This window comes from Streptosporangium sp. NPDC002524 (assembly GCF_040295985.1).
Classification (GTDB): domain Bacteria; phylum Actinomycetota; class Actinomycetes; order Streptosporangiales; family Streptosporangiaceae; genus Streptosporangium.
Genome location: NZ_JBEOWK010000001.1, coordinates 16696 through 31658, shown reverse-complemented (window position 1 = coordinate 31658; position 14963 = coordinate 16696). Strand labels below are relative to the sequence as shown.

The 14963-nt window shown below is 72.1% G+C and carries 15 protein-coding genes and 1 pseudogene; 10 read left to right on the top strand and 6 right to left on the bottom strand.

Going from position 1 to position 14963, the window contains the following annotated elements:
- Positions 1–6 precede the first annotated feature (6 nt).
- Entirely contained in the window at positions 7–1224 is a 1218-nt protein-coding gene (locus ABT053_RS00150) for an ABC transporter substrate-binding protein (RefSeq protein ID WP_350966573.1), read from the bottom strand.
- Between the two features lie 249 nt (positions 1225–1473).
- On the opposite strand from ABT053_RS00150, the gene ABT053_RS00145 reads away from it, so the two are divergent.
- The 8 genes and pseudogenes from ABT053_RS00145 to ABT053_RS00110 all read left to right on the top strand — a co-directional run bounded on the left by ABT053_RS00145 (position 1474) and on the right by ABT053_RS00110 (position 10532).
- The gene (locus ABT053_RS00145; protein ID WP_350966572.1) at positions 1474–2934 is read left to right on the top strand and encodes an ROK family protein; all 1461 of its coding nucleotides are present in this window, start codon (positions 1474–1476) and stop codon (positions 2932–2934) included.
- A gap of 107 nt (positions 2935–3041) precedes the next feature.
- The gene (locus tag ABT053_RS00140; protein WP_350966571.1) at positions 3042–4307 is read left to right on the top strand and encodes a PucR family transcriptional regulator; all 1266 of its coding nucleotides are present in this window, start codon (positions 3042–3044) and stop codon (positions 4305–4307) included.
- Between the two features lie 340 nt (positions 4308–4647).
- Complete coding sequence (locus tag ABT053_RS00135) at positions 4648–5766, top strand: VOC family protein (protein WP_350966570.1); 1119 nt, start codon at positions 4648–4650, stop codon at positions 5764–5766.
- Positions 5763–6755: a fumarylacetoacetate hydrolase family protein gene (locus ABT053_RS00130; RefSeq protein ID WP_350966569.1), complete on the top strand. Its 993-nt coding sequence runs from the start codon at positions 5763–5765 to the stop codon at positions 6753–6755. The genes ABT053_RS00135 and ABT053_RS00130 overlap by 4 nt, the downstream gene beginning before the upstream one ends.
- Entirely contained in the window at positions 6752–8374 is a 1623-nt protein-coding gene (locus ABT053_RS00125) for a bifunctional 3-(3-hydroxy-phenyl)propionate/3-hydroxycinnamic acid hydroxylase (RefSeq protein WP_350966568.1), read from the top strand. The genes ABT053_RS00130 and ABT053_RS00125 overlap by 4 nt, the downstream gene beginning before the upstream one ends.
- A 2-nt stretch (positions 8375–8376) precedes the next feature.
- Positions 8377–9339 (top strand): amidohydrolase family protein, encoded by a 963-nt coding sequence (locus ABT053_RS00120; protein ID WP_350966567.1) that lies wholly within the window; start codon positions 8377–8379, stop codon positions 9337–9339.
- 102 nt (positions 9340–9441) lie between these two features.
- Positions 9442–9879 (top strand): annotated as a pseudogene (locus ABT053_RS00115) (winged helix-turn-helix domain-containing protein); the annotation flags it as partial.
- A 383-nt stretch (positions 9880–10262) separates the two neighbouring features.
- Positions 10263–10532: a hypothetical protein gene (locus ABT053_RS00110; protein ID WP_350966565.1), complete on the top strand. Its 270-nt coding sequence runs from the start codon at positions 10263–10265 to the stop codon at positions 10530–10532.
- A gap of 79 nt (positions 10533–10611) precedes the next feature.
- On the opposite strand, the gene ABT053_RS00105 is transcribed toward ABT053_RS00110, so the two are convergent.
- The 4 genes from ABT053_RS00105 to ABT053_RS00090 form a co-directional block, all read right to left on the bottom strand.
- On the bottom strand, positions 10612–11238 hold the full coding sequence (locus ABT053_RS00105) for a hypothetical protein (protein ID WP_350966564.1): 627 nt from the start codon (positions 11236–11238) through the stop codon (positions 10612–10614).
- A gap of 389 nt (positions 11239–11627) precedes the next feature.
- Complete coding sequence (locus ABT053_RS00100) at positions 11628–11894, bottom strand: hypothetical protein (protein WP_350966563.1); 267 nt, start codon at positions 11892–11894, stop codon at positions 11628–11630.
- A gap of 60 nt (positions 11895–11954) precedes the next feature.
- Positions 11955–12344 (bottom strand): hypothetical protein, encoded by a 390-nt coding sequence (locus tag ABT053_RS00095; RefSeq protein ID WP_350966562.1) that lies wholly within the window; start codon positions 12342–12344, stop codon positions 11955–11957.
- A 12-nt stretch (positions 12345–12356) separates the two neighbouring features.
- Entirely contained in the window at positions 12357–12722 is a 366-nt protein-coding gene (locus tag ABT053_RS00090; RefSeq protein ID WP_350966561.1) for a hypothetical protein, read from the bottom strand.
- A gap of 95 nt (positions 12723–12817) precedes the next feature.
- Between ABT053_RS00090 and ABT053_RS00085 the strand changes: the two genes are divergently transcribed.
- On the top strand, positions 12818–13255 hold the full coding sequence (locus tag ABT053_RS00085) for a hypothetical protein (protein ID WP_350966560.1): 438 nt from the start codon (positions 12818–12820) through the stop codon (positions 13253–13255).
- 281 nt (positions 13256–13536) lie between these two features.
- Here the strand turns inward: ABT053_RS00085 and ABT053_RS00080 are convergent, their stop codons facing one another.
- Entirely contained in the window at positions 13537–13731 is a 195-nt protein-coding gene (locus ABT053_RS00080) for a CsbD family protein (protein ID WP_350966559.1), read from the bottom strand.
- Positions 13732–14361: 630 nt separating this feature from the next.
- On the opposite strand from ABT053_RS00080, the gene ABT053_RS00075 reads away from it, so the two are divergent.
- The gene (locus ABT053_RS00075) at positions 14362–14940 is read left to right on the top strand and encodes a ClpP family protease (RefSeq protein WP_350966558.1); all 579 of its coding nucleotides are present in this window, start codon (positions 14362–14364) and stop codon (positions 14938–14940) included.
- Positions 14941–14963: the final 23 nt, after the last annotated feature.

The window sequence follows — 14963 nt, the reverse complement described above, 5'->3', positions numbered from 1 at the left end:
TTCGCGTTAGCCGTTCCACTTGAGCAGCGCGCGCGTCTTGTCCGCGGCCTCGGTCAGTGCCTGCTGGGAGGTGACCTTGCCGCTCAGCGCCGACTCGATGGCGGGTGCGATGATCTCGTCGTTGATCTGGATCCACTCCGGCAGGGCGGGCCTGGCCTGAGCGACCTTGAGCTGCTCCAGGAACGCCGCCTGGTCGGGCCCGAACGTGGCCGCGTCGCGCTCGGCCGCCTCGATGTTCGTCGGGAAGCCGCCCAGCGCCTGCGCCAGGGTGGTGTTGTTCTGGGCGTTCGTCAGGAAGGTCAGCCACTTCCACGCCAGGTCGGCGTTCTTGCCCTTGCTGAAGACCACGGCGTTCTCGCCGCCGATGTTGCCGGAGGGCTCGGTCTTGTACGGCAGCGGGGCGGTGCTGAACTCCAGGTCGGGGAAGTCGGCCTTGATGGTGGCCACGTCCCACGGGCCGGAGATCATCATTCCGGCGAGGCCGTTCTCGAAGGGCTTGTCCGAGTCGGTGATCTGCCGGGGCGACGAGGGCAGCAGGTCGACCCAGAGCTGGAGCGCGTCGACTCCGGGCTGCTGGTCGAACAGGATCTTCTTGCTCTTCTCGTCGACGAGGGAGCCGCCGGCGGCGCCGAGGAAGCCCGGCCACATCCAGCCGCCGTAGCCGTCACCCTTCGGCACGACCATGCCCGCGATCTTCGGGTCGGCCTGGTGGATCTTCGCGGCCGTCGCCTTGAGCTCGTCCCAGGTCTTGGGAGGCGTCGGCACCAGCTTCTTGTTGTAGAAGAGCGCCACCGCGGTGTGGTCGAGCGGCAGCCCGTAGAGCTTGTCGTTCACCTTGTTGGTGTTGAGGGCGCCCTCGTAGTAGATCTTCTCGTCGACCGTACCGGCGGGCACCTCCTTGATGGTGCCGTCCAGGGCGTACCTGGCGACCAGCGGCTGGTCCAGGATGCCGACGTCGGGGACGGTCCCGGCGGCGACGGCGCTGCCCAGCTTGGTGTTGTAGTCGTCCTTGGGGATCTTGACGATTTTGACGGTGACGTTGTTGGCCTTCTCGAAGTCCGCGCGCAGCTTCTCGACGACCTCCCCCGCCTGCGGGGTGCGGTCCTGGAACATCCAGTAGGTCAGTGTCGTGGCCTCCGAGGCCGTCCCGTTGTCGCCGCCGCAGGCGACGAGTCCGGCGAGCAGTGCCATACCGGCCGCAGCCCCTGTGACTCTCCTGATCATTTCTTCCTCCTGATGGGGGGTGCAACGGACGATAATGTAAGATGTGAAAAAAGTTCAGTCCCCTTAAGAAACGCTTTGGTAACACGGAGGAAAGACGGACGTAGGTCACCCGTGGGGCAGGGGCCATCCGGGAGCATCCGATTCTCGACCGCACGGCCGCTCCTCGGCCGGCCGCGGGAGCCGACCAGGCCATCCTGGATCGTCCGATTCTCAACTACCATGTGCCGTGACATGGGGAGGTAGGCCATCGTGAGGCCCGAGCGCAGGACGGTCCGCGACGTGCGCAAGGGCAACCGGGCCATGCTGCTGCGGACTCTGTACTTCAACGGCCCCGTGACCCGCAACGAGCTGACCAGGCTCACCGGCCTCAGCGCCGCCACGGTCAGCAGCATGACGGGCGACCTCCTCGCCGAGAACATCGTCGTCGAGGCCGGGCAGGCCGAGTCCGACGGCGGCCGCCCCCGCGCCATCCTCCGGGTCAACCCCGTGTACGGCCACGTGGTCGGCGTCGACGTCGCCGAGACCCACGTGCGCGTCGAGCTGTTCGACCTCGAGATGAACGAGCTGGCCAGGGTCGAGTACGCCCTGCGCCCCGCCGGGCACCAGATCGAGCTCGTGGTGCGCCACATCCTCGCCGGGGTCGAGGTCGTCCTCGGCGACGCGGGCGTCCCGGCCCGCCAGACCCTCGGCGTGGGCGTGGGCGTGCCCGGCATCGTCGAGGACGGCCCCGACGCGCTCATCCACACCAGGACCTTCGGCTGGGACGGCGTCCCCATGGGAGCGCTCCTACGCGCGGGCACCACGCTCCCGCTGTTCGTCGAGAACGGCGCCAAGGCGCTGGGCCGCGCCGAGCTGTGGCCCGACCCCCGCCGCCGTGGCCACGGCGGCGCGCAGGGACGCGACGGCACGTCGCGCGGCTCCGGCGGCCCTGGTCCCGGTCCCGGTCCGGGGCACGGCTCCGGCGTCACGGCACGCGGCGTCACGGGCGCCGGGCCCGGCTCCGGGAGCTCGGGGCACGGTCCGGCCGGTCCGGCCGGCCTGGGCGTTCCGGGCGTTCCGGGCGTTCCGGGCGGTCAGGCGGGCTCTGGTGGTCCGGCCGGTTCGGGTGTTCCAGGTGTTCCGGGGCGCGGGGGCGGCGGCGCGGGACGCGGTTCCGGTGACGCGGTGATCGTACTGATCGGCTCCGGCGTCGGGGCCGCCATCGTCTCCGACAACACGACCTTCCGCGGCGTGAGCAGCAGCGCGGGGGAGTGGGGCCACACCAAGATAGTGGTGAACGGCCGGACCTGCCGGTGCGGCGGGCGCGGCTGTCTGGAGGCCTACATCGGAGCCGAGGGCATCCTCGACCGCGCCGGGGTGCCCACCCGGACGGCCGACTGGCAGGCCGAGCTGGCCGCCCTGGTGGAGTCCGGGTCGCCGGTGATCGCCGAGACCGTCACCTACCTGGGCGTCGGCCTGTCGAACCTGATCAACCTCATCAACCCCGAGCGGATCGTCATCGGCGGCTGGCTCGGGCTCCTGCTCGGCCGGTACCTGCTCGACGACATCCGCGCCGCCTCGGCGGAGAACTCCCTGCCCCGGCCGTACGCGGCGACCTCCATCGTCCTGGGCCGCCTCGGTCCCGACGCGGTGGCCCACGGCGCCGCCACCCTCGTGCTGGACGAGTTCCTGAACGCCCACCCGGCCGCGAGGATCCCCGCGCCCCGCTGACCGGGAGGAGATCGCGGAGAGACCCCGTTCGCCCGGCACCGGGAGAGCGAGCGGTCGCGGTGTTCCGCCCGGCGACCGGGGAGAGGCCCCTGGCCGATACTGGGGGGATGAACGTGCCCTCGGCCGCCTGGCTGCTCAGGCTCGCCCCGCGCGGTGAGGTGCCGGAGCCCGCCTCCCCCTCCGCGGTGCTGGCGGCGGCGGACGCGCGCCTCGGGCCAGGCCCGGTCGGCTGGGCGGTGGAGCTCGCCCACCGGATGACCGAGGAGGTCATCGAGCAGGTGCCCGAGCACGGCGGGGGGCCGGCTCCGTTCGAGACGCTGCGCAGGTCGATCGAGGCGACGGTGCTGACCGCTCTGGACGGGCTGCTGCGCGAGGTGCCGCCCACCCCGGACCTCGTGGCACCGGCCGCGGTGGAGGGCGACGCCGAGCACGCCCGGCGCGGCATCGCGCTGGACCGGGTGCTGCGCGGGGTGCGGCTCGGCCACGCGATGCTGCACCGGGCGCTGATCGAGGCGCTGGAGGCGGAGCCGGAGGAGGTCCGGGCCGCCGAGGGCCGCCGGGTGACCGAGTCGCTGTTCACCTACGCCGACGTGCAGGCCAGCCGGCTGGCCGAGGAGTACATCGCCGAGCGGGAGCGCTGGCGGGCCGGCAGCGCCGCCGCCCGCCGCCGGATCATCGACGACCTGCTGGCCGGGCGCGCCGTGGCGGCCGAGAAGTCCTCGCGGACTCTGGGGTACGAGCTGCGCCACCGCCACCGCGCCTTCGTGGTCTCGGCCACCGGCCCGGACACCCCCTCCGAGGCGGTCCAGCGGTTCGCCGAGACGCTCGGGCAGGCCACCGGATCGCAGGGTCTGCTGGTGGTCAGGGCCGATCCACGCGAGGCCTGGGTGTGGGCGGGCTGGGCCGCGCACCCTCCGGCCGGGCTGATCTCCGGCCTTCGCCACCGGCTGGAGCCCCCGGAGGGCCTGACGGCCGCGGCCGGACCCGTCTCCCCCGGCCCGGCGGGGGTACGGCGCAGTCACCTCGGCGCGCGGGAGGCCGCCCGGGTGGGCCGCGCGGGCTGGCTGGCCGACTACGCGGAGAACAGGGTGCCGGCGCTGATCACCGCCGACGCCGAGCAGGCCCGCTGGTTCGCCGAGGAGACCCTGGGAAGGCTCCTGGGCGGCGACGCGCGCTCGGGGGAGTTGCGCGAGACGCTGCGCGTCTACCTGGCCTGCGGCCGGAGCCCGCAGCGGACCGCCGGGCTGCTGCACATCGCCCGCAACACCGTCGTCTACCGGGTACGCGCGGCCGAGGAGATCCTCGGCCGCCCGATCGGCGACGACCCGCTGGAGATACGACTCGCCTTGGAGATCGCCCCCACCCTGCCCTGAGCACCTTGAACGCCCTGAGCGGCCTGGGTGCCCTGAGCGCTCCGGCGACTTGAGTGACTCAGGCGTCCTGAGTGCCTTGAGTGCTTTGAGTGCTTTGAGTGTTCCCGGTCGTCCTGGGTGTCCTGAGCGTCTCGGATGGCTCGTACGGCTCGGGCGGTTTGGGCGCGGCGACCAGTCGCGGCGTCGTCTTCTGGTTTCCCGGCCCAAGCCGGTCCGGTGGTCGTCCCCGTTCAATCGGAGGTGACCCGCCAAGGAGGGCGGACGCACATGGCCGCCATCTTCGGCGGGTCACCGTCGAACGCGTCCACGGCGCGAGCCGCCCCGAAGAAGGAAACCGACCATGACCCATGACGTGCACAGCGGCCTGCACAGCGAGCACGGCGGGACCCGCCGCGAGCATCCCGGCCGTGCGGCCAACCCGGTGATCAAGGTCGCCGACCTGGCCTGGCTGGAGTTCGTCAAGACCGACCTGAGGCGCGCCGAGACGTTCCTCACCGACTTCGGGTTCACCGTGGCCGCGCGTACCGGCTCCGCGCTCCACCTGCGCGGCACCCTGCCCGGCAGTCACTGCCTGGTGGTCAGGAAGGGGCCGGTGTCCCGGTTCGTCGGCCCGGCCTTCCGCGCCGCCGAACCCGCCGACCTGACCCGGCTCGCCGCCGCCACCGGGGGCCGGGTACGCGACCTGGACACGCCCGGCGGCGGGCGGGCGGTCGACCTGGTCGACCCGAGCGGGCTCCCGGTGCGGGTCGTCCACGGGGCCGAGGAACTGCCCGCCCTCGACGGGCAGCGGCCCCTGCCGTTCAACCGGGGGCGGGACATAGCGCGGATCAATCTCACCCAGCGACCGGCCCGCGAGCCGGCCAGGGTGGAGCGGCTCGGCCACGTCGTCCTGCAGACCCCGCGCTTCGGCAGGGCCCTGGACTGGTACCTGGAGACCCTCGGGATGATCGTCAGCGACTTCCTGTACCTGGACGGCCGACGGGATCGCGGACCCACCATGGCGTTCGTCCGCTGCGACCGCGGCACCGAGCCGGCCGACCACCACACCCTCGCCATGCACCTGGGCCCCGGCACCGGATACGTGCACTCCGCCTACCAGGTCGCGGACCTGGACGCGCTCGCCGCGGGCGGGGAGTACCTCAAGAGCCGCGGCTACCGGCGCTCCTGGGGGATCGGCCGCCATGTCCAGGGCAGCCAGATCTTCGACTACTGGCGCGATCCCGACCGGCTGATGGTCGAGCACTTCACCGACGGCGACCTCTTCGACAGCGCCGTCGAGCCGGGCTGGGCCGCGATGTCGGCGAGCGGCCTGGCCCAGTGGGGGCCGCCGGCCACCCGTGACTTCCTCGGTTCCAGCCCCTCACCCGCCCTGCTGCGCGACGTGCTGAGCGCGCTGCGGGCCGACAACGAGATCGACCCCGGCCGCCTGGTCGGCCTGATGAAGGCGATGAGCAGATGAGCGTCAACGTACTGCGGACCCGGGACGGCTGGTGGGTGGAGAACGACGGCGAGGCCACCCGGGTGCCCACGTCCGCCACCACCACGGCCGAGCTGCTCGCCGACCGCCCCGCCCTGGAGAGGGCCCGGCACGGCTCCGGCGGGGTGCCGGTGAGCGGGCTGCGCCCGCTGTCGCCGGTCACGGCCCCCTGCCGGGTCGTCGCGCAGATGGTCAACTACCGCTCCCACGCCCGCGACTCCGGCATGGACCCCGGCAGGGTGCCGCCGACGTTCTTCCGCAAGTCCTCGGGCTCGGTGAGCGGCCCGTACGACCCCATCGAGGTTCCCTCCCACGTCGGCCTGCTGGACTACGAGGTCGAGATCGGGCTGGTCCTCGGCGCGCCCCTGCCCGTCGGCGCCACCGTGACCGAGTCCGACCTGCCGCGCCTGGTCGCCGGGCTCGTGGTCGCCAACGACGTCTCCGCCCGCGACGTCCAGCTGAGCAAGGGGCAGTTCTACGAGAGCAAGTCGTACCCGACGTTCACCCCGCTCGGCCCGCACCTGACCCTGCTGGACCCCGAGGACTTCGCCCGACTGCCGGACCTGCGGCTGACCCTCGCGGTCAACGGGCAGACCCGGCAGGACTCCACCTGGGACGACATGATCGTCAAACCGGCGCGGGCGCTCACCCTGCTCGCGCGCTTCCAGACCCTGCTCCCCGGTGACCTGCTGCTCACCGGCACCCCGGGCGGGACCGCGCTCAAGGCCCCGTCCCCGCTCGTGGAGAAGGTCGGCGCCCTGCTGCCGCCCGAGGTGAAGTGGCGGACGTTCTTCGCGCGGCAGGCCAGGAACCCCCGCTACCTGCGGCCCGGCGACCGGATCAGCGCCCGCGTCTACAGCGGCGACGGCCTGCTCGACCTCGGGACCCAGGTCACGACCGTCCAGGCGGCCCGCCCGCCACTGAGCCCGCCATTGAACCCGCCGCCGAGCCCGGCACCGGTTCCGTCGTGACCGGCCCCGCCACGACGGACGACCCCGCCACGACGGACGACCCCGCCATGACCGGCGGCCCCGGGGCCGGGATGTTGCCCGTCGTCATCGTCGGCGCGGGCCCGACCGGCATGACCGCCGCGGCGCTCCTGGCCCGCCACGGCGTCCCCAGCGTCGTCTGCGAGCGGCACCCCGAGCCCTACCCGCTGCCCCGCGCCGTCCACCTGGACGACGAGGTGCTGCGCATCCTGCAGAACGTCGGCGTCGCCGAGGAGTTCCTGGGCATCAGCATGCCCGCCGAGGGGCTGCGGCTGGTCGGCCCCGACCTGTCCACGATCGCGGAGTTCCGCCGGGACCGGCCGGTCGGCGACCACGGCTGGCCGCAGGCCAACATGTTCGACCAGCCCGAGCTGGAGCGCCTGCTGCGCGCGAACCTCGCCACCCTGCCCGCCGTCGAGTTCCGGCCGGGCACGCTGGTGGAGGAGGTCGAGAACGTCGCCGGCGGCCCCGGTCCCGTCCGGGTCTCGGTCCTGGACACCGCCACCGGGCGGCGGTCCCGGATCTGGTCGGCCGCGGTCCTGGGCTGCGACGGCGCCGGCAGCACGGTGCGCACCGCCATCGGCGCCACCCTGCGGGGCGGCCGGTTCGCCGAACGGTGGCTGGTCGTCGACGCCCGCAGCCCCCGCCCCCTGCGGCACTGGAACGGCGTCCACCAGCTCTGCGCCCCCGGCGCCGCCGCGACCTACATGCGCGTCGGCGAGGACCGCCACCGCTGGGAGTTCCAGATCGGCCGTCACCCGTTGCCCGGTCTGGAGACCCTGCTGTCCCCGTGGCTCGGCGACGTCGCCTTCGGCGAGCTGGAGATCCTCCGGCAGGCCGAGTACACCTTCCGGGCCAAGGTGGCCGACCGCTGGCGGCGGGGACGGGTGTTCCTGCTCGGCGACGCCGCCCACCTGACCCCGCCGTTCATCGGGCAGGGCATGGGGTCGGGGCTGCGCGACGCCGCGAACCTGTGCTGGAAGCTCGCCCTCGTCCTCACCGGCGGCGCCGACGAGCGGCTGCTGGACACGTACCAGGCCGAGCGGGCCGCGCACGTCAGGAACGTCATCGGCATCGCCGTCACCGTCGGCTGGATCATGACCTCGCGGCTTCCCCCGGCCGGGCTCGCCCGCAGGCTGGCCGCCGTCGCGAGCCGCCGCCTTCCCGGCCTGCAGGCCCGCCTCGCCGGTACGGCGCTGCCCCGCCTCCCCGGCGGGCCCCTGGTGCGCCGTGCCCGCGACCCGCTCGCCGGAGCCCTCTGCCCCCAGCCCCGGGTCGTCGTCGACGGGGAGGCGCGCCGGCTCGACGACCTGATCGGCGGCTCCTTCGCCCTGCTGCACCGCGGGCCGCTCGTGCCCGAGCTGGCGGCCGTCGCCTCCCTGTGCGACGCCCGGACCGTCCGGGCCGAGGGGGAGCTGGCCCGCTGGCTGGCGCGGGCGGGCGCCGACAGCGCCCTGGTCCGGCCGGACGGGATCGTCCTGGCCAGCGCCGCGACGAGGACACGCAGGCAGCGGTTCTACCGGCTCGACGACACCTGGACCAGGCTGATGCCCGTACGGGACAGGGGCCGGGGCCGTCCGGCCTTCGAGACCACGAGGTGACCATGACCGACCCGCGACGCGTCGACGTCCACCAGCACTTCGTCCCCGAGGAGTACGCGCGCTGGCTGCGCGCGGAGGGGATGCCGGCCCCCGCCGGCCACGACCTGCCCGCCTGGAGCCCGGCCGAGGCGCTGGCGTTCATGGACCGGCACGGGATCGCCACCGGGATCCTGTCGCTCACCTTCCCCGGCGTCCGGATCGGCGATGACGCCCGTGCCAGGGCGACGGCCCGCGAGAAGGCCCGCGTCTTCAACGAGCTGGGCGCCGAGCTGGTCAGGGACCACCCGGACCGGTTCGGCCTGTTCGCCACGCTCACCCTGCCGGACGTGGACGGCGCCGTCGCCGAGGCCGTCCACGCGCTGGACGAGCTGGGCGCCGACGGCGTCGTCCTGCTCGCCAACAGCCGGGGCACCTACCTCGGCGACCCGGCGTTCGACCCGCTCATGGCCGAGCTGGACCGCCGCCACGCCGTGGTGTTCGTGCATCCCGCCGAGCTTCCCGCCTCGCCGGTGCCCGGCCTCCCGCCCTTCGCCGTCGACTTCCTGCTCGACACCACCCGGGCCGGCGCCCTCCTGGTACGCAACGACGTCCCCCGCCGCTTCCCCGGCATCCGGTTCGTCCTCGCGCACGCCGGGGGGTTCATCCCCTACGCCGCCCACCGGATCGCCGTCACCGTCTTCGCCGAGACCGGCCGCGACCCCGGCCAGATCCTGGACGAGCTGAGCTCCTTCCACTTCGACACCGCCCTGTCCGGCTCGCCGGCCGCGCTGCCCAGCCTGCTCGCCTTCGGCAAGCCGGGCCACGTCCTCTACGGCAGTGACTCGCCCTTCGCCCCGGAGCTCGCCGTCGGCTACTTCGACGGTCTCCTCGACGGCCATCCCATGGACGAGGCCACCAGGGCGGGCATCCACCGGGACAACGCCCTCGCCCTCCTGCCCCGTCTCGCGAAACGGCCCGGCCTCTGAGTCCGCGCCGGATCCGTCTCTCCGGTCCCGGCCGGGAAGCGCCGGGGTGACACGGGGTGGGTGCCTGTTAGATCCCGTTTGCCCAGGTGAGAGCCTTAAAGTATGAGATATTCAGACAGGGGTGGCGGGCTGTCCGCGCAGGAGCGGGAGAGGCGCGAGAGGCTGCGGTTCCGGGCGGCGGACATGTTCGCGGGGGAGATCGCGCCGGCGAGGGTGGCCCGGCTGCTGGGAATCACCCGCAAGTCCGCCTACGAGTGGTACGCGCTCTGGCGGCGGGGCGGCAGGGAGGCGCTGGTCTCCAAGGGGTCCGGCAGCGGCCGCAAGCTCACCGACGAGCAACTCGCGCGGCTGGAGGAGGCCCTGGAGGAGGGCGCCGCCGCCCACGGCTGGGACGACAGCCGTTGGACCACCGAGCGCGTCGCCGCGCTGATCGCGGAGAGGTTCCAGGTCTCCTACACCGCGCGCGGCGTGGCCTATCTGCTGGACCGGCTGGGGTGGACCGGCCGGTTCCGGCTGCCGGTGCGCCGGACCGCGCGCCGTCCGGGACGGGAGGGAGGGGGATAGGCGGTTACGGCAGGCGATGCCGCGGGCGGGGCGAGAGGCGGTGTCATAGGCGAGGCGACAAGTGGCGCGACAAGTGGTGCCACGGGCGGGGCGGCAGACGGTGTGGTGGACGGGGCGCGGGTCCCCGGCGGAAACGGGTGGGTGATCTCCACTCCGGTGTAACCCCCGCCTTTCCTTTCCGGTCATTTCCGGCGACGATCCCGGACCAAGGCTTTGTCCTTTCTGGGGTGAAAGTCCTTATGGCTCTGAACTAGCGTCTTACGTGACGTCGATTCAGCATATTTCCTGGAAATCTGTTCGGCGCCCTGTAAGCCCTGGCGGCACGCCGGGTTCAACCATCAGACACGGAGTGATTCCTCATGTTCAAGCATGCTCTCGCCGCCGGCACCTTGGTGGCATCCACCCTGGTCGTCGGCATGACGATGGCGGTCCAGCCCGCCGGCGCAAGCGCGGCGCCCCAGCAGGTCGCCTCCCTGTCGGCACTCCCGGCGACCGCCGGCAGCAGCAGCTTCGACCCGTTCAACCCCTTCGGTTTCTACCCCCGCTATTCGCCGTTCGGTCTCTACAACAACTTCGTTCCTTTCGGTTTCCAGTCTTTCTACAATCCTGTCGTCTACCGCATCTGGTAAGCCGGAAAACGGTAGAACACGGTAATGGCCGGGCATGACGGCGCCGGGCGTGGCCGACCACGCCCGGCGCCGTTCGCCGTCACGGTGACGGGGGTGCCGTCGCCGGTCGCGGCCCGGCCACGCGATCAGGCCGGGCCGCTCGCCGCCGTCCGTACGCCGTCCGGCCGAACGGCTTGAAGACCGAGAGCGCCGTGTTGAGCACGTAGAGGGCGAGCGCGACGCTCGGCGCGACGACCAGGACGCGGTCCACGCCGTCGAGATCCAGGGAGAGCAGCTCCGCGGGAAGGGTCTTCGACACCGCGGTGGCGGCCGTCTCGATGTGGGGGCGCAGCGCGAGCACGGACGCGGCGACCGCGGCGAGCGTGGTCACCAGCTTGATCAGCACCCAGCGGTACCTGAGGAATCCCCACGGCGTGCCCAGGCAGAGCAGGACGCCGGTCAGCAACGCGCCGAGGCTCAACGGGACGATCAGCACGTCACCGAAGACGTCCATGGCCAGGTAGGAGGCTCGCAGCATCTCCGGATCCCCGGTCGTCAGGGCGGTGATCCCGAGGCAGAGCAGCCCCAGGTCGAGTCCGAGCCAGCCGACCGAGATCACCACGTGCAGGGTCAGGACGGTCTTGCGGACCGGGGGCGACATGACCGGCGCGGGGCGGCGAGCGGTACGCCGTGCGGTGCGGTCGTCGGAGGGGGCGGTCGTAAGCATGGGCGCCTTCCGGGCACGTGCCGCGCCGCGTACCGGCCCCTGCCGCGCGGGCCGCCAGGGGCCTGGGGTGCGGGAGAACCGGCGAGGCGGCCCGGCGGGAGCGGGACGGGATCGTCGTGGTGTCCGTTCCACTCTGGCCGGGGCCGCTCACCTGGCCGTCCTCCACCGGATGGCTTCTCGCGTACGCCCTCCGTCGTACGGGAACGTCATCCGCGAGGTGCTCGCCTCGTCTTGCAGCGGGACGGGCCGCCCTCGTTTGATGCCGTACGGGACGTCGTCCTTATGTCGTACGGGAGATCGTGAGGGCGGCCCGTCTCCGCCCCGGCCGGCGCCGGAAGTATGCCTGCGGGGGACGCGTGGGAGCGCGCCCCGAGGGCGTTCGCGGTGGCTCAGCCCGCTTCCATCGTCGTGCCCGGAGCGGCACGTGACTGCCGGCGCAACGCCAGGACGATGTCCCCGATCGCGATCACGGCCAGCACGGCCATCGCGACGGTGAGCCAGGTGATCCCGGCCACGACACCGAGCACCCCGAGGCCGATCACCGCTATGAGGGCGAACGAGCCCAGGCGAATGTGGACGACGTCACGCGGGGTGCCCGCGACCATGGGCTTCCCGCTCGCCGAAGTCTCCTCCGGCATCTGTCCTTCGGCCGTCATGTTTCCCTCCTTGGTTGGAACGCGTCCTTTACCCGGACGCCCCGCTGTCATGTGTCCGGCTCACGTCCGGCGTGACCGTTCGAGGGCTTCCACCAGTCCTTCGGGATCGGAGACCGTCACGGTTGCGCCCGGATGGGTCAGAAGACCGCCGGGCACCAGAGCGGGCACCGGGGTGTGGAACCGGACGCACACACCCCGCCCGGCGTTGGTGCCGAACGTCACCCCGCGGTCGGCCAGCGACAGGTGCGGGCCGATCACCTTCCACGGCGCGTACGGGCCGGTCACGGTGGTGCCCGCGACGTTGGACAGGGGCGTGCGCAGCGACCAGAAGCCGAAGCGGACCGCGAACTCACCCTCGCGGACCTCGGCGAAGGCCCTGCCGGGCCTCACCCCGAAGAGCAGCAGCGGTATCCGCCACGCCGGGTCGAGGCCGAACGCGAAGCGTGTCATCCCGTCATCCCGTCAGGACTCCCAAGGGGCGTCCTCGCCCATCTTGGCGTAGTACTTGGCCAGGTGGGCCTTGATCCGGCCGAGGTCCTCCTCGGGCACCTTGACCCCGCCCCTGGCCCCCTGCATGATCCCTCCCGCGGCCCGTACGGCGTGCGGCACCACCTTGAGCTTGCCGTCGACCACGTCGGCGATGGGGAGCTTGTAGCTCCCGAAGTTCTCCGGTTCGTCGCCGTCGTACCAGAGATGGGCTTCCCGGTAGCGGGCATTGGGTTCGTCGGTGGCACCTGACCACGAGCGGACGCGCTTCTCGGCCGCCTCGCCGTCCCAGGTCCTGTCGTGATCGGCCAGTGGCAGATCCTGAAACCGGGTAACCGTCATGATCTCGCTCCCTTCGTCGAGGGTTTCCCTACCCGGGTGACCGGCCCCATGCCTGCCGGCGACATATTTGGGGTTTCCCAGGGGAGGGGATCGGCATGACCGAGACTCCTGAGGTGAGCGAAGACACGACCGAGCGCGACACCCCCGCGCACGACACTCCCGAGAAGGACCCGCCGCCCGCGGGCCCGCGAGGGGTCGACGGCGAGACCCGGGTCGTGGCGGAGCGGTCGGGGTCGGACACGACCTTCCCCGAGCGGCCTTTGCTCGCGGACCCCGACGACGCGCGCCGCACCCCGGAGGAGGAGAGCCCCGAGGGCGCGAGCGACGCCAAGGCCGAGGCCGACACCGGGGACAGCGGTGGGGCCGACGCCGAGGAGGCCGAGGAGGGGGCTGGGAACGGTGAGGCCACCGGGGAGGCTGGGGCCACCGAGGACACCGGGGACACCGGAGACGGGGCCGAGGGGAACGCGGGGGAGGGGGAGGACACGTCCGGCGACGGGGCACCGGAACCGGAGGTCGGCCCCGCCTCCTGACCAGGCCCCCCGGGTGGCCTTCTGACCAGGCAATCGCGGGTGGCTTCTGACCAGGTAGTCGCTGACCAGGTAGTCGCCCGGGGGCCTTCTTGACCAGGCGATCGTGAGCGGCCCGGTCTTCTCAGAGTTACCGGGCCTTCTCCGAAGCCTCTTCCTCGAAGCCCCTTCCTCGGAGTTCCCTTCTTCGAAGCCCCCGGCCCGGTCTCCTGGGAAGCCGCTCTTCCCCCGGACACGGCGGCGGGGGTCCCGGAGAACCGGGACCCCCGTCACATGGTCGAGAATCAGCTCTTGAAAGCGTCCTTGACCTTCTCCGCGCCGTCCTTCAGCTTCTCCCCGGCCTGCTTGAGGTGGCTGTCGGCCTGGTCGGTCCTGCCTTCGGCCTCAAGGCGCTCGTCGCCGGTGGCGCGTCCCGCGCCTTCCTTGACCTTGCCTCCGAGCTCTTCGGCCTTGTTGGCAATCTTGTCGTCGGCACCCATGATGTGATTCCTCCCGTTTGTGGATTCTTGTCCACGCTGTGGTATCCCCTCTCCCGCAGAGGAGGGGGTAAACATGCCCGCCTCCCGAGGCCAGGTCGATCCGATATCGGCCGGTGAGGAGGCCCGGAGGACGGGCGCGCGGGTCGTGCCGCTCTCCGGATCGCCGGGGTTCCCGGGGCTGCCGGGGCCGTCAGGATCGCCGGGTCGCCTCCGAGATCCTCGGGACTGCCTGGGCTGCCGGGGCCGCCGGGATCGTCAGGGCCACTGGGCCACTGGGCCACTGGGCCACTGGGTCGCCTCCGTCGTCGGACGTCGCCCGTACGGCGGGATCGCGTCCCTCGCGGGAGGCACGGGACATGCCGTGGCCGCGAAACGGCTGTGCCCCGGGCGCGAAACAGTCGTACCCGGGGCGCGAAACGGCCGTATCCGGCTTCGGAGCGGTCGTGTCGGCCTTTGGAACGACCGAGGCCGGTTTCGGAACAACCGGGTGCGGCGGGGAAACAGAATGACGGACGCTGCGCTTTCAGCGAAAAGCGCTGACAGCGAACGAACGGAAAACGCGGTCTCCGGCGGGACTATGGTCGCGAGTATTCGTTATTCGCAAACCCGGGTTCGGAGCAGGTGGAAGACATGAGCGGTCCCCAGATCGTCCCCGAAGACCAGCTGTACCAGCGGCTGCTGCGCAAGCGGATCGTCGTGCTCGGCAGCGAGGTGAACGACGAGGTCGCCAACCGCATCTGCGGGGAGCTGCTCCTGCTCTCCGCCGACGACGACCGGCGCGACATCTGGCTCTACATCAACTCACCCGGTGGCTCGGTGTCGGCCGGAATGGCCATCTACGACGTGATGCAGTACATCCCCAACGACGTCGCCACCGTGGGCATGGGCATCGCGGGCTCCATGGGGCAGTTCCTGCTCTGCTCGGGCGCCCCTGGCAAGCGCTACATCCTGCCGCACGCCAGGGTGATCATGCACCAGCCCTCGGGAGGGCTCGGGGGCACGGCGGCCGACATCGCCATCCAGGCCGAGCAGATGCTCTACACCAAGCAGACGATGCGCGAGCGGATCGCCTTCCACACCGGCCAGCCGCTGGAGCGCATCGAGGAAGACTGGGATCGCGACCGCTGGTTCACCGCCACCGAGGCCAAGGACTACGGTTTCGTCGACCAGGTCATCCGGAACACCAGCGAGGTGGTCTCCGAGGGCTGACATTCCGTTCCCGAGGCGAATTT

Coding starts and splice junctions, on each gene's coding strand:
- ABT053_RS00150 (WP_350966573.1), bottom strand. CDS start 1,224: ATGATCAGGAGAGTCACAGGGGCTGCGGCCGGTATGGCACTGCTCGCC.
- ABT053_RS00140 (WP_350966571.1), top strand. CDS start 3,042: ATGAACGTGCCCTCGGCCGCCTGGCTGCTCAGGCTCGCCCCGCGCGGT.
- ABT053_RS00135 (WP_350966570.1), top strand. CDS start 4,648: ATGACCCATGACGTGCACAGCGGCCTGCACAGCGAGCACGGCGGGACC.
- ABT053_RS00130 (WP_350966569.1), top strand. CDS start 5,763: ATGAGCGTCAACGTACTGCGGACCCGGGACGGCTGGTGGGTGGAGAAC.
- ABT053_RS00120 (WP_350966567.1), top strand. CDS start 8,377: ATGACCGACCCGCGACGCGTCGACGTCCACCAGCACTTCGTCCCCGAG.
- ABT053_RS00110 (WP_350966565.1), top strand. CDS start 10,263: ATGTTCAAGCATGCTCTCGCCGCCGGCACCTTGGTGGCATCCACCCTG.
- ABT053_RS00105 (WP_350966564.1), bottom strand. CDS start 11,238: ATGCTTACGACCGCCCCCTCCGACGACCGCACCGCACGGCGTACCGCT.
- ABT053_RS00100 (WP_350966563.1), bottom strand. CDS start 11,894: ATGACGGCCGAAGGACAGATGCCGGAGGAGACTTCGGCGAGCGGGAAG.
- ABT053_RS00095 (WP_350966562.1), bottom strand. CDS start 12,344: ATGACACGCTTCGCGTTCGGCCTCGACCCGGCGTGGCGGATACCGCTG.
- ABT053_RS00090 (WP_350966561.1), bottom strand. CDS start 12,722: ATGACGGTTACCCGGTTTCAGGATCTGCCACTGGCCGATCACGACAGG.
- ABT053_RS00085 (WP_350966560.1), top strand. CDS start 12,818: ATGACCGAGACTCCTGAGGTGAGCGAAGACACGACCGAGCGCGACACC.
- ABT053_RS00080 (WP_350966559.1), bottom strand. CDS start 13,731: ATGGGTGCCGACGACAAGATTGCCAACAAGGCCGAAGAGCTCGGAGGC.
- ABT053_RS00075 (WP_350966558.1), top strand. CDS start 14,362: ATGAGCGGTCCCCAGATCGTCCCCGAAGACCAGCTGTACCAGCGGCTG.